Source organism: Pseudomonas sp. LBUM1676, from assembly GCF_059695605.1.
The window spans coordinates 3,477,621-3,490,974 of sequence record NZ_CP166777.1; the positions used below are offsets into that span (position 1 = coordinate 3,477,621).

Annotated in this window: 13 protein-coding genes; 2 read left to right on the forward strand and 11 right to left on the reverse strand. The window is 56.9% G+C overall.

The window, feature by feature from the left end; genetic code table 11:
* Positions 1–106: 106 nt before the first annotated feature.
* Complete coding sequence (locus ACA041_RS16065; protein WP_497433597.1) at positions 107–727, reverse strand: TetR/AcrR family transcriptional regulator; 621 nt, start codon at positions 725–727, stop codon at positions 107–109.
* Between the two features lie 147 nt (positions 728–874).
* On the opposite strand from ACA041_RS16065, the gene ACA041_RS16070 reads away from it, so the two are divergent.
* Positions 875–1,048, forward strand: coding sequence for a MarR family transcriptional regulator (locus ACA041_RS16070; RefSeq protein WP_497442088.1), 174 nt, complete (start codon positions 875–877; stop codon positions 1,046–1,048).
* A 244-nt stretch (positions 1,049–1,292) separates the two neighbouring features.
* Here ACA041_RS16070 and ACA041_RS16075 read toward each other — a convergent pair whose 3' ends face one another.
* From ACA041_RS16075 to ACA041_RS16110, 8 genes are all read right to left on the reverse strand, one after another.
* On the reverse strand, positions 1,293–2,549 hold the full coding sequence (locus tag ACA041_RS16075; RefSeq protein WP_497433601.1) for an OprD family porin: 1,257 nt from the start codon (positions 2,547–2,549) through the stop codon (positions 1,293–1,295).
* Positions 2,550–3,013: 464 nt separating this feature from the next.
* On the reverse strand, positions 3,014–3,658 hold the full coding sequence (locus tag ACA041_RS16080) for a trimeric intracellular cation channel family protein (protein ID WP_497433606.1): 645 nt from the start codon (positions 3,656–3,658) through the stop codon (positions 3,014–3,016).
* A 7-nt stretch (positions 3,659–3,665) separates the two neighbouring features.
* Positions 3,666–4,922: a M20 family metallopeptidase gene (locus ACA041_RS16085; RefSeq protein WP_497433611.1), complete on the reverse strand. Its 1,257-nt coding sequence runs from the start codon at positions 4,920–4,922 to the stop codon at positions 3,666–3,668.
* Between the two features lie 51 nt (positions 4,923–4,973).
* Positions 4,974–5,402 carry a MarR family winged helix-turn-helix transcriptional regulator gene (locus ACA041_RS16090; protein ID WP_497433614.1) on the reverse strand — a complete coding sequence of 143 codons (429 nt, stop codon included), beginning with the start codon at positions 5,400–5,402 and terminating at the stop codon, positions 4,974–4,976.
* A 167-nt stretch (positions 5,403–5,569) separates the two neighbouring features.
* Positions 5,570–6,211: a 3-oxoacid CoA-transferase subunit B gene (locus ACA041_RS16095; RefSeq protein ID WP_497433617.1), complete on the reverse strand. Its 642-nt coding sequence runs from the start codon at positions 6,209–6,211 to the stop codon at positions 5,570–5,572.
* A gap of 8 nt (positions 6,212–6,219) precedes the next feature.
* The gene (locus ACA041_RS16100) at positions 6,220–6,912 is read right to left on the reverse strand and encodes a 3-oxoacid CoA-transferase subunit A (protein WP_497433619.1); all 693 of its coding nucleotides are present in this window, start codon (positions 6,910–6,912) and stop codon (positions 6,220–6,222) included.
* A gap of 523 nt (positions 6,913–7,435) precedes the next feature.
* A complete protein-coding gene (locus tag ACA041_RS16105; RefSeq protein WP_497433624.1) occupies positions 7,436–8,734 on the reverse strand; it encodes a carbohydrate porin in 1,299 nt (432 codons plus the stop codon).
* A gap of 103 nt (positions 8,735–8,837) precedes the next feature.
* On the reverse strand, positions 8,838–11,243 hold the full coding sequence (locus ACA041_RS16110; protein ID WP_497433630.1) for a glucose/quinate/shikimate family membrane-bound PQQ-dependent dehydrogenase: 2,406 nt from the start codon (positions 11,241–11,243) through the stop codon (positions 8,838–8,840).
* A gap of 344 nt (positions 11,244–11,587) precedes the next feature.
* Between ACA041_RS16110 and ACA041_RS16115 the strand changes: the two genes are divergently transcribed.
* Entirely contained in the window at positions 11,588–11,803 is a 216-nt protein-coding gene (locus ACA041_RS16115; RefSeq protein ID WP_497433634.1) for a hypothetical protein, read from the forward strand.
* A gap of 12 nt (positions 11,804–11,815) precedes the next feature.
* Here the strand turns inward: ACA041_RS16115 and ACA041_RS16120 are convergent, their stop codons facing one another.
* Both ACA041_RS16120 and ACA041_RS16125 read right to left on the reverse strand, forming a co-directional pair.
* Positions 11,816–12,019, reverse strand: a complete 204-nt coding sequence (locus ACA041_RS16120; protein ID WP_497442089.1) for a DUF1329 domain-containing protein — start codon at positions 12,017–12,019, stop codon at positions 11,816–11,818.
* Positions 12,020–12,161: 142 nt separating this feature from the next.
* The gene (locus ACA041_RS16125; RefSeq protein ID WP_497433638.1) at positions 12,162–13,346 is read right to left on the reverse strand and encodes an acetyl-CoA C-acyltransferase; all 1,185 of its coding nucleotides are present in this window, start codon (positions 13,344–13,346) and stop codon (positions 12,162–12,164) included.
* Positions 13,347–13,354: the final 8 nt, after the last annotated feature.

A 13,354-nucleotide genomic window follows, 5' to 3' on the forward strand; every position in this document is an offset into this window, starting at 1 on the left:
GCATGCGGTGAAAATAAGTAAGAGCAGGGGCTTTCGCCGAAAATATTAATAAACACTGTTAGTGTCGTTATGCTCGTTAAAAAACCGCCGCAGCGGTATTGTCGGTTTATCCAGACCTCAAGCCCTTCACGATGATGGCAACGGCACTGTCGATGTCATCCAGGTTTTCGAGGTTTGCCGTGACCAGGTGAAGCCAGGACATCCCGGTCAGCATCGAGATGGCGCTATCGACGGCTGGACCCTCCTGGATGTCCGCCGACTCCACTGCCCTGGCAAAGATCTTTCGTAACGTGCGCTCGCGACGTGGCAGAAACTCTTTCCTGAACACCTCAAGCGCTGTCGGCTCGTGCTGGATCTCGGCAATCAAACTGCGCAATGTCTCTCCCGCACTTGATGTCCGCCACCAGTGCCAGAGGGAGCGCAAGTGAAGGATCAGGTCTTTCTCCAGATCACCGGTGTTCGGCTGGGTCACGAATGTCAGGGCGGTGCGTTCATAGACATCCCTGAGCAATGCGCTCTTGCTCTTCCACCAGCGATAGATTGTAGGCTTGCTAGAGCCGGCACGTTCTACCAGCGCGTCCATCGTAAATGCTTGATAGCCACGCTCCTCAAGGAGCGCCGCTGCGGCCTCAAGAATAGCTTCTGTGCTCTGAGGGCTGCGTACAGCGCCGATGGAGGATCGGCTACGCGCTTTGGTAGGTTTGGGCTGGTCGGGCCTGGAGGTCATATGCTTCTCTGACTTGTTTTGCGATCGTAAAAAGCGTCTATAGAAACTGTAAGTATTTATAAATTTAAAAGTAACTTCAGTCAATAAGAGAAGCTTATTTCAAGTATTCGCTCTGTGAATAGTGAGTATGGTGTTTGGTTATGATCTATTACTACGGGCCAGTGCGCACGGCATCTAAATATCGTGCCATCCAAAGTATCCCTGAGTGTCGAGAAACTTGAAAAACTTGGCTTTGTGCAACGTCGACGTGATCGACCGGACAGACGAATGGTTTTTTTGGAGTTAGTGACGAGGGTCTTGAAATATATGAACTTGCTCTGAACGCGCTGAATGAGCGGTGGCGAACCGTATTGAGCAATGTCGGCCCCGATGTAATGCAAATTGCTGCACTTTTCGCTCCCCCTACTCTAGCGCCCGTTGGGGATTTGATTAAAAACGTGCTACGGGAAAAGAGTTCAGCCATTTAAAAGTCATGACGGCGACACTGGCTCAGTCGCGGCGGCAATTGAATCTCAACGCCGCCGCGCCACTCTCCACGAATCGTCCAGTCACACCGCGCGATTGCTTAGAGTATGTCTAGAGGGTATTCGATGAAGGCTCGGACTTCATTCAGATTAGGGCCGACATCGCGGTCTGCCCGGTAGATCGAGTTTCGCAACTTGAATGACAGATCTTTGAATGAGCCGTCCTGCACCACGTATTTGACCTGGTTGAAGAACTCACGCTCCGTGCCGTCTTGCTCCCCCCCTGCATCGATGTTGCTGCCGCGCACGTAAGCGGTCTTGTACGTAAGACCTGGCACACCGAACTCCGCGAAGTCCAGCTCATAACTCAGTTGCCAGGACTGCTCGTCCTTCAGGTTGAAGTCTGAGTAGTAAGAGTTGGCGACATAAATGGCGCTACCACCGTCGCCATAGTCATAGGCATAGCCGGCATCGCCGCTGTTACGCTGATGGGCGACGATGAACGCATGCGCACCGACGCTGTATTTGGCCGCCAGGCTCCAGATGGTGTTGGTGTCATTGACGCCATCGCCACCAAAATCCAACGCGGCTTGCGAGCCATTGTCATAGTCTGTGCGGTAGATGTTGAAGTCGAGGTTCAGCGCCTGGGTATCGGAAAACGGCACTGTATAGTTTACGTTGCCATAGTACTTCTTGTAGGTGTCCTTCACGTCGGAATGATACGCCACGACACTCAAGGCGTCGGTCACGCTGTAGGTGCCACCAATCACATCAATACTTTTGAGATGATTCGGGTCCCGTGCCGGATCGCCCATCGGGCTATCTGCGGTGAACCGCCCAGCATTCAATTCCAGCCCTTCGATTTCCTTGCTCGTGACAAGCGTGCCGGTAAATGCTTGGGGCAACAGACGCGAGTCGTCGTATGCCAGCACCGGCATGGACGGGAACTGGTTGCCGTAACGCAAAACGGTATTGGAAAAGCGCAGTTTCAGTGTTGCCCCTGCCTCCGAAAGGTCATCGACAGGGTGACCATCGCTGTCGGCGTCGAAAAAGGCCGTGTAATTGCGCCCGCGGCCGCTATCGAGCTTCACACCGAGCAAGCCATAAACATCCAGGCCGACACCGACTGTTCCCTGGGTAAAGCCGGACTGGAACGTACCAATAAAACCCTGCCCCCATACCTTGGCGTCATTGGTGTGGTTCTTGTAGTCGCGATTGAAGTAGGCATTACGCAACAGCAATTTTAGGTCACTGTCTTCAATAAAGCCCTTGGCGTCGGATTGATCACTAGCAAACGCACAGGGCGTGCCTACCGACATCAACGTGCACGCGATCGCGACATGTTTAGGATTAAACATCAGATACTCCCAATAGCTGTTTTCTTGATTTTGGTGTTGGCAGGAGGCTGCAAAAGTTGCTGATAACCACAATAAAAATGGGTTCTTGGCAGGAGAAATTGTTCGTCTAGGAGTTCCCACCCGTTGCAGCGGGACGATAAATACTATTGGAGGGACCTCAAAAGATAAGTCCTATTGATGATTCTAATTATCTATGAAATCAATGATGTAGGAATCCGAAACACAGGTAAGCTGGCTGGGATGAATGCAGAGGGTGCGGCTCTCGCCCCCAGTGCAGGTGAATCTCCAATTCATCACTCCTTTGAAGCAATTTTGGCCCGCCCACGCGCGGGCCTTTTTTTATGTGCGCCAGGCGCTGCGCGTTAGTGCAGCCGGGTTGGCTGTTGGCTGTTGGCTGGCTGTTGGCTTGCTGCTGAAGTCAGGCTACAACCATCCGAGTAAATTGGGCCCGGTTCGTGCTGGGCCTAATGAGCACTGCCTGGGTTGTTGTCAGAATTATCGCCAATGGAAGGCAGCCGCCAGCCGTAGTGAAGTGACGCCATCCGCAGCACGGTACATCCTGCTGCGGTCAGCCACGAGGTCACCACCGAACTTGTACCGCTGTAGCTGAGCAAAACCTCGACACCTGCACCTGCCAACGCGGCCGACGCATAGATTTCCCTTTGCAGGATGCTTGGCACGCGTGACAGCAAAATATCCCTGAGTACGCCGCCTCCGACAGCGCTGACCATCCCCAGTATTATCGCGACCTCGGCACCGGCCTGGACGGCCAGTGCCTTTTTCGCGCCCGCCACTGCAAACAGTCCAAGGCCAATGGAATCAAACAGTTGGACGGGTGACTTCATTCGACACACCATCGGATAGGCACACACCACCCACGCAGCAGCGATCAGCGACACGACCAGATAGCGCCAACTCGACAGCCCGGCCGGCGGCAGTGTGCCCAGGCACAGGTCCCGTAGAATCCCGCCACCGCATGCAACGATGAACGTGATGGTGGCAATGCCGAACAGGTCCAATCGCTGCTGGCGTGCGGCAACCGCGCCGCTTACACCAAATGCAAACGTGCCGAGCAGATCTAAGACGGTGTAAATCAGGTGAGTGTCCATTGCTGTGTTACTTAGCGTTCCCGAACCAGGCGAATGCTGCGCAAAGCATCGTTTCGAGCCCGGTACGCAACGTAGGGTGCAACAAGGGCGCGAACTGGGGCGAGTGATTGCTCGGGATGCTGTTTATTTTTCCCTTGGCCTTGGCCTGTTCGTACACTTGCGGGTCTGTACAGCCTACGAACCAGAACACGTAGGGCACTTTCCATGCGCGGCCGAACACACTGAAATCCTCACTCGCCGCGGCCGGCGCCGTTTCATAGGCTCTGTCGCCAAACCAGGCTCCAAAGGCCTCAGCCAAACGGGTAGATGCACGCTCATCATTAACCGTCAACGGGTAGCGGTTGATGGTGGTGATCTCGGGGCCGCGTGGTGCATTGGATGCAGAGCATTCGGCGCAACAGATCCGTTTGATGGCGCCCAGCATGTGCTCGCGCACGCCCTCGTCGTAGGTGCGCATATTGAGTTTCAACGTCGCATTGTCCGGGATGATGTTTTCCTTGGTGCCAGCTTGTAACGAGCCAACCGTCAGGACTGCCTGGTCCAGAGGGGAGATTTCTCTCGATACAATGGTCTGCAAGCGCAGCACCGTTGATGCCGCCATGATTACCGGATCTACCGACGTTTGTGGCTGTGAGCCATGGGCGCCGCGGCCGAACATTTTGATTTTCAGGCTGTCACCGGCCGAAAGGATGGTGCCGCTGCGGTGCCCCACAGTACCGGCTGGCCCCACCATTACATGCTGACCCAGAATGATGTCCGGCTTGGGGAAGCGATCGAGCATGCCGTCGTCGATCATGTTCTGCGCGCCCACACCCACTTCTTCACCCGGTTGGAAAACAGCCAGGAGAGTCCCCCTCCAGGTGCCACGGTTTTCGGACAATACCCGAGCAACCCCCATCAACCAGGTGACATGCATGTCATGCCCACACGAGTGGCTGACAGAAACCTCCACACCATCTTCGTCGCGGGTGACCACGTCGCTGGCGTAGGGCAGGCCTGTCGCTTCGGCCATGGGCAACGCGTCCATGTCGGCGCGCAGCATCACCACCGGGCCTTCACCGTTGCGAAGCACGCCGACAACGCCGGTGACACCGATTTCGCGTGTCACCTCGTATCCGTAACGCACAAGGTAGTCGGCGGCGATCTCCGCGGTGCGATACTCATACATCGACAGTTCAGGATGACGGTGCAAGTCCTTGTAGACTTCTTCCAGCTCAGGCAACAAGGCATCAAGATCGGGAATCAACTTTTCGAGAGACGACATGGGGTACTCCTTAATGTAAAAGAGGGCAGAAATAGTGGGAGAGGGACGGTGTCAGGAAGGCGGAAGCAGACTTTCCATCAGCTTTGAAAGCAAGCCATCAAGTGCCACGCGTTCTTTGGGCGAGAGCGTGCAAACCAGTTGATCTTCCAGTTGGGAACCGACGACAGAGGACTCGTCAGCGATCCGCGAGCCCTCGGCGGTTGTGCGCAAACCAACGCTGCGGCGGTCGACAGGGTGAGGGGCGCGCGAGATGAGCTCACGCGACTCCAGCTGCGCCAACGTCTTGGAGAGCAGTGTTTTTTCCAGAAAGGCGCGTGATGAAACTTCTTTTGGAGTGATGTCCGGGCAAGCCTGAATCAGACGCAACACCCGCAATCCTCGGACATCCAGATCCCAGTGCTGACGGTACACGGCGTTTGCGTGCTCCATCAGCAGGGCACTGGTCATATCCAGTTTGAAATTCAGAAAGTCGGAATACATGGCAGGCTCCAGTCGAATGGCTGAAGTATAGCAATGTAGTTGAAATATTCAACTATATTTCAGTTGCTGGCCGCTCTCCGACTTGAGCCCTGGAGCCGTGAATACCCGTTGCCGGACAAGCCTAAAGCCGTCCGGCACATTGCTGCGTGCCAGGCAGAGTCAATCCGTTATCGGATCAACGGCACGCCACTGAGTGTTTGCAATGCCTCGAAGCTGATATCAGCGACAATCTCCCGGACCTTCAAGCCTTTCGCAGTGACGTCCAGAATAGCCAGGTCGGTATAAATCCGATTCACGCAGCCAATGCCGGTCAGCGGGTAGGTGCATTCCGCAACCAATTTGCTTTCGCCCGTCTTGGTCAGGTGATCCATCATGACGAACACCTGACGTGCGCCTGTCGCGAGGTCCATCGCGCCACCCACTGCCGGAATAGAACCTTCGGCGCCGGTGTGCCAGTTGGCAAGGTCGCCGTTGACCGAGACCTGAAAGGCGCCAAGCACGGCAATATCGATGTGCCCACCGCGCATCATCGAGAACGAATCGGCGTGGTGAAAATAAGCACCGCCGGCCAGCAGCGTCACATGCTGTTTGCCCGCATTGATCAGATCATCGTCTTCCTCACCCGGCGCAGGACTCGGGCCCATGCCCAGTACACCGTTTTCACTGTGTAGGAACACTTCCTTGTCACCCAGGTAGTTGGCCACCAGTGTGGGCACGCCAATACCCAGGTTTACGTAGGAGCCTTCGAGAATATCGTCGGCCACACGTTGGGCCATTTCGCTACGCGATAGTTTTTTCATGACAGTCATGGCGGGCCTCAGTTGACGTTGGCATTCGAGTAAGGGGAGAGCGGCACGGCGACCACGCGCTGAACGAAGATCCCCGGCGTGACAATGTGTTCAGGGTCCAGCTCTCCCAACTCGACGACCCGATTGACCTGGGCGATGGTCGTTGTCGCTGCCATCGCCATGATCGGTCCAAAATTACGCGCGGCTTTGCGATAGGTGAGATTGCCCCAGCGATCACCTTTTTCGGCCTTGATCAGTGCGACATCGGCGCGCAACGGCATTTCCAGCACATAGTTGCGACCGTCGATCACCCGGGTTTCCTTGCCTTCGGCCAGCAACGTGCCATATCCGGTGGGCGAATAAAACGCTCCGATTCCAGAGCCTGCTGCGCGGATACGTTCGGCCAGATTGCCTTGTGGCACTACCTCAAGCTGCACCTTTCCTGCGAGGTAGAGTGCGTCGAAGACATAGGAATCGGATTGGCGTGGAAACGAACAGATGACCTTGGCAACGCGCCCGGCCTTAAGCAATGCGGCCAGTCCGATTTCACCATTGCCGGCATTGTTGCTGATGATGGTCAGTTCGCGAACACCCGAGGCTATGACGCCATCTACCAACTCCGACGGCATCCCGGCAGTACCGAAACCACCCACCATGATGACCGAACCATCGGCAATGCCGTCTAGTGCAGCAGCGACGGATTCAAATGTTTTATTGATCAAGGCGTACTCCTGTTTTTATGTCGGCGGGACAGAATGATCCGACGGCAAACCGCATGAATTACGGTTACTGCAAAGGTGTGCATAGACTGCCAAACAACAGGTGGAGGAGGGTGGCACGGCACGCGATGTCGTGCGATTAGCGAACGAAACCGTGAGTAGTTGAACGGGCATGACTGAAAGCCTTTGGCGGCAATCGCGGGGTTTCGTCGTGTCGCGGCCGTCGCCGAGAGGCGGTCGACGGGGAGGAGTTACGAAGGCTTTGGGAACTGGGTGCCAGTGAGCCACTTGATAGGCTCCGGGTGAGACTCGGGATGTTCGCTCAAGACGGAGGCGTTGCATTCACGCTTGAACTTGATCCATAGACTCCATCACTCCCTTATCCTCCCTAATAATCCCGCCGCTCTGACGCTGCCACATAAGCGCATAGATGACGTTCTTCGCGAGCAACACAAATAATCGAACAACAAAAAAACCGGCCTTGCGCCGGTTTTTCTGTTGCTTCGAAGCCCCCCAAATCGAGAATTCAGAGCACGGCTTTCACCTGCAATCCGAGCACCAGCGCATTGTCGATGTCTTGCCCGGAAAACGCGCCTGGTTCGATGATGTATTGCACATTCGGGCGCAGCGTCAGCCAAGGAGTGGCTTGGTAGCCATAGCCAAGCTCGATCAGTTGTTCGGCACTGTCCAAATTCGGGAACGTTGTGCCATTGGCGAGCGCGGCGTCCTGCTGCACATCCCGGCTGCGTGGATTGGGCACGGCCCTGCCGTAGCCCAGAGCGACGGTGTCACGCGGGCGACCTTCGAACGGTTTGTACAGAACCACGCCGGTGCCGTACCACTTGCTGAACGGTGAAGCCGCTTCGCTGGCCGCCGAGTATTGGCCGAAGGCGTGCAGACTGCGGCCCTCGGATGATTGCGAACTCCACACGGCCTGATCAATCAGCAGGTAATGACCGCCGCGGCCGGACACTTCTTTATCGCTGCCGATGCGTTTCACGTCGGAACTGTCGTAGTAGTAGCCAACCTTGTACTCCCCGGGCAACTCACCCGCGTGCTTGTACACCAGTTCGATCGGCACCACGGTGCCGGTCGTATGTTTCGGGCCCAGATGCCAGGCACGGCTGGAATTGCCGTTGCTCTCAGGATCGACATTGAAGGCCGCCACACGCAGCTGCCAGGACGACGACAGGTCGTACTTCACGCGTAGGCCCAAGTGAGCGTTGGGGTAGTTGGTCCAGCCACTACCGCCGGACATGTTCAGTGGATGGCCGCAAAAACCGGCGTTCATGAAGTTGCAGAGAATGCCACTGTCCAGGCCACCGAGGTCGTTGCCCATGGCCATGTAACCCAGTTTCACGTTGAGCGCCGGGGTGAACAGGGTGCGCTCGTAACTCAGTTCAGTCAGACGCGTGTAGAGACCGCCGTAGTTTTCCTGGATGGGCAGACGGTTGCCGACCAGATCCTCGGAGGCGCTATTGCCGCGTCGGTCGTTGATGGTCAGCTGAATCTTGCCGGCGTTCTCCACGCCATACAGTTTGCTCAGGTCGAACTGCGCACCGAGCTTGATGTTTTGCGAGTAACGGGCCGAACGATGCAGGCCGCCATCAGCGTTATAGGCGGTTTCGCCGCTGTAGTCACCGGTGAGTTTGATGCCATCCTGATCCATCTGGTGGCGCAGACTACCCCAATCACCGGTCAGGGTATTGCGGGTCAAAAGATTCGAGTCGGTATCGGCGAAGGCGGGCAGGGTGGCGCTGCAGGTCAGGCCCAGTAGCAAGCCGTTGAGCCAGCCTGCATGAGAAAAGCGAACAGCCAAAAACATGTGAGTTTTCCTGGTGGAATCTTGAATGATTTCGCAAAGCGGCGCGGCACCCGCTGGTGCCGCGCACAGAGAGATTGCCCGCCAGTGAGGCGGGCACATCGGCTTACGGCAAGGCGTAAGCCATCACGGAGTCGCCGCGATCGGTCGACTGGCGCGCACCACCGGCAGTGATGACGATGTACTGCTTGCCGCTTTTCGGCGAGACGTAGGTCATCGGGCCGCCCTGACTGCCCACTGGCAGTCGCGACTTCCAGACTTCTTCGCCATTACCGCTGTTGAAGGCGCGCAGGTAGAAGTCCTGAGTACCGGCGATGAAGATCAAGCCACCTTGAGTCGACAGGGTGCCGCCGAGGGTCGGCAGACCAACCTTGATTGGCAGGTGCATGCGGATACCCAAGGGTCCTGTGTCTTCAACGGTGCCGACCGGAACCTGCCAGGCGACTTTCTGCGTCTTCATGTCGATGGCGGTCAGCGTGCCAAACGGCGGTGCCTGACAAGGAATGCCGGCGACCGACAGGAAGCGGTTTTTGTTCACCGCATACGGCGTGCCCTTGAGCGGCACGGCGCCCATCCCGGTGTTCAACGCTTCGCCACCTGAAGTGGCCTGACCTTTATTCTGCGACGGGATCATCTGAATCCACAGACCCAGACGCATGTCATTGACGAAGATGAAGCCGTGCACCGGGTCGGTGGAGATGCTGCCCCAGTTCATGCCACCCAGCGAACCTGGGAAGCTCAGCGATTTGTCGGTGCCCGGCGCGGTGTACAGGCCGTCATAACGCATCGATTTGAAATCGATACGGCACAACAACTGGTCGTACGGCGTTGCACCCCACATGTCGGATTCGGTCAGGTGCTGAGCACCGATCTGCGGCATGCCCACCGATTTCGGCTGGGTTGGCGAGTACGGTTCGTTGGGGATGTTTGCAGCTTTGACCGGTACTTCCTCAACCTTGGTCAGCGGCTTGCCGGTGGCACGATCGAGCACGTAGATCTGCCCAGCCTTGGTGCCGATCACCAGCGCCGGTACGGTTTTGCCGTCCTTGATGAAGTCGATCAGGCTCGGCTGCATCGGCAGGTCGAAGTCCCAGAGGTCGTTGTGAACGGTCTGGAAGACCCAGCGTTCTTCACCGCTGCTCGCGTCCAGCGCCAGGATCGAGGCGCCGTAGGTGTGATCGAGCTTGCTGCGTTCGACACCATAGATGTCGGTGGAAGAACTGCCCATCGGCAGGAACACCGTGTTGGTCGCCGGGTCATAGGACATCGGCGCCCAACTGTTCGGCGTGCTGCGCACATAAGTACTGCCGTCGGCCGGCGCTTTGCGATCCTGCGGGTTGCCCGGGTCGAATGCCCAGCGCATCGCGCCGGTGATCACATCGAACCCACGAATCACACCACCCGGCATGTCGCTTTGAACGTTATCGGCCACTCGACCGCCAACTACCACGGTGGTGCCGGCCATCAGCGGTGCGGAAGACAACTGATAATAGCTGTCCGGAACATCACCCAGGCCTGCCTTCAGATCAACCTGACCGTTGTTGCCGAACCCCTGGCAGAACTCGCCGGTGTCGGCATCGACCGCGATCAGGCGGGCATCAATCGTGTTGGTCAGCAAACGGCGCTGGCAATTGGCTGCTGGGGCAGGTTTGGCTTCGATGATGGTCGAGTTGCTTGGCTGAGCGATGGTCTTTGTGGCATCGAAATAAGCCATGCCACGGCAACGCTGCCAGACTTTCGACTTCGCGTTGATCGCGTTTTTCCAGAGTTCCTTACCGGTATCGGCATCCAGTGCGATCAGGTTGTTGTGCGGGGTGCAGATGAACACCTTGTTGCCGATCTGCAGCGGGGTGAGCTGGTCTTCGGCGCCGTTGCCATCGCTCTCGGCGACGTCACCGGTGTGGTACGTCCACGCTACCTTCAACTTGTCGACGTTGTTGCGGTTGATCTGATCCAGCGCAGCAAAGCGGCTACCGCCCTCGGTGTTACCGTAGTGAGCCCAGTCCTTTTGCGCGTTGGCTGGCTCGACGGGCGTCAGGCCCGGGCCAGTGCCCGTGGCGGCGACAGTCGGGTGCGCAACGAACATGTTGCCAGCGGCCACCGCCAGCGCAATCGCCAACACAGCAGCGATGCCAAAGGCACCGCGACCTGGGACGCTACCATTGGCACGCTTGAGCAGCGGGTAGACCAGCGTGACCGCCAGGCCAATGGCGCTGAACATGAACAGGCGCGAGAATACCGGCCAGAACACCAGCCCGGCATCACTCACAGCCCAGATCGCCGTGCCCACCAGAAACGCAGCGAACAACCAGGCACCGGCCGTTTTGAAGCGAGCGATCAGCAGACCGGAAACGGCCATCACCAGCCCACCCACCAGGAAGTACCAAGACCCTCCCAGGCTGACCAATTTGATGCCGCCAGCAGCAAGTGCCAAGCCGAGGAGGGCGATGATCAAGCCCAGTCCGACCAGAATGAATTTTGATACGCCCGAGAGGCGCTGACTCTGCTTCACGTTGAATGTCCCGTTGAAATGATGTGTGCATTATATAGATAGCTAACTATCTAGTTAAACCATAAATTCAAAATGAAGCGTAGTTCGCTGCTCAATTACGCGCCTGATCGAAGACCAGCGCGCCTCAGGGATTTGCAGGGATTGTTGAAACGTTGACTAAAGGCTCTTTTTTGTCAGGGGAGAGCGGATTTGTGACAGGTATAGATCACGGCGTAGTAGTGCGAATCGAACAGACTCAGTCTCCGAATTACCGACGATTAACCGAACGGTTTCGACTACGAGACTTGCATTCCGAGCGACTTCGACCAACGCCGGCGTAGTATCAGGAGCTCGAAGCGGCCTTGATGCCGCGGGTGCTGTATCAGAGAGATCTTGCGTCGATCAATGCCCGCAACGAGCTGCACAATGTTCGGAATACTGCGGGGTGCACCACGGAATATGTCGAGGCGCTTATCGAGGATTTACAGGCGCTCATTCAGCAAATAAACGCTTCTTCGCGGTGGAGCGCACTGATGAAACGCAGCGGGCATGAAATTTGGTTCCTGCGGTTTCGCGCCTGAATTCATCGTCCGTCATGCCCTTGACTGGTAGCGCACGGACTGGGGGCCAAAAAGTGCTGCCGGGGTGAAGGATGGAACCTGGTGATGGTAATAGGACTGGGCGTGTCTTTCTGCTAATCGCCACAGCGCACCGCGACAGTCGTAGTGATCAGCAGCAGCGAACAGTAAAGAGTCGAAACGATAGAGCAGGCGGTGAGGATTGCGGTGAATCCAGATTTCGCGATTTTTTCATAGGGCGAACATTCCTGAATCTTGTGTTTGTTCTATAGGTGGCTTACTAAAAAATGGGTGACCGGGTTTTGTGGACTCAGTCACCCCAAGCTCCTGTGCGCGGGGCGAGCGACAGGAGGAAAGGCAATTACACGACTTCGAATAAGCCGGCTGCGCCCATACCACCGCCAATGCACATCGAAACCACGACGAATTTCACGCCACGGCGCTTGCCTTCCAGCAGGGCGTGACCAACCAGGCGTGCACCCGTCATGCCGTAGGGGTGCCCGATGGAAATGCTGCCGCCATTAACGTTGTAAATCGCTGGATCGATGTCGAGTTGGTCGCGGCAGTACAGGACCTGGCAGGCGAATGCCTCGTTCAGCTCCCACAGACCGATGTCGGAGACTTTCAATCCATGCTGTTTGAGCAGCTTCGGAATGGCATAGATCGGGCCGATACCCATTTCTTCTGGAGCACATCCGGCGACAGTCATACCTCGGTAGATGCCTAGTGGTTCAAGACCGCGCTGCTCGGCGAAGCGGGCTTCGGTCAGGACACATGCAGAGGCCCCGTCCGAAAGCTGGCTCGCGTTGCCACCGGTGATGATGCCGCCTTCAACTACAGGCTTCAGTAGGGAGAGACCTTCGTATGTTGTATCTGCTCGATTACCTTCATCCTTTCCCAGGAGCAGCTCGCGGAAACTGATTTCGCCGGTTTCCTTGTTCTGTACCTTCATGCGTGCCTGGAAGGAAACGATCTCGTTGTCGAAGAGGCCAAGCTCCTGAGCGCGAGCCGTACGGATCTGCGACTCCAGGGAGTAACGGTCTTGTTGCTCGCGTGAGATGCCGTACTTCTTTGAGACGAACTCGGCCGTGTGCAACATCGGCATATAGGCGGTCTGGGCCATCGCGACGACGTTCGGATCAGCCTCTTTGGCGACCCAGCCGAAGTAGTCGTTCTGCACTGCCGAGATGTTCTCCTGGCCACCTGCAATGACGGCATCCATGCCGTCGAAGGTGATTTGCTTGGCCGCAGTCGCGATGGCCATCAAGCCCGATGAGCATTGGCGGTCCATAGTTTGAGCCGGTACAGTCACCGGCAGGCCGCCAGCTAACACTGCATTTCGTGCAAGATTTCCGCCGGCGGTACCGGCGGCAAGTGCTGTGCCGATGACGGCATCTTCGAAGACTGCACCTTCCAGGCCCGAGCGCTCCACGGCGTGGCGGATGGCATGGCCCATCAGAGTCGGAGACTTGGTGTCGTTAAGCGCGCCCCGGAATGCTCGGCCGATGGCTGTACGGGCAGTCGATACAATGACAGCTTCACGCATATTGGAAT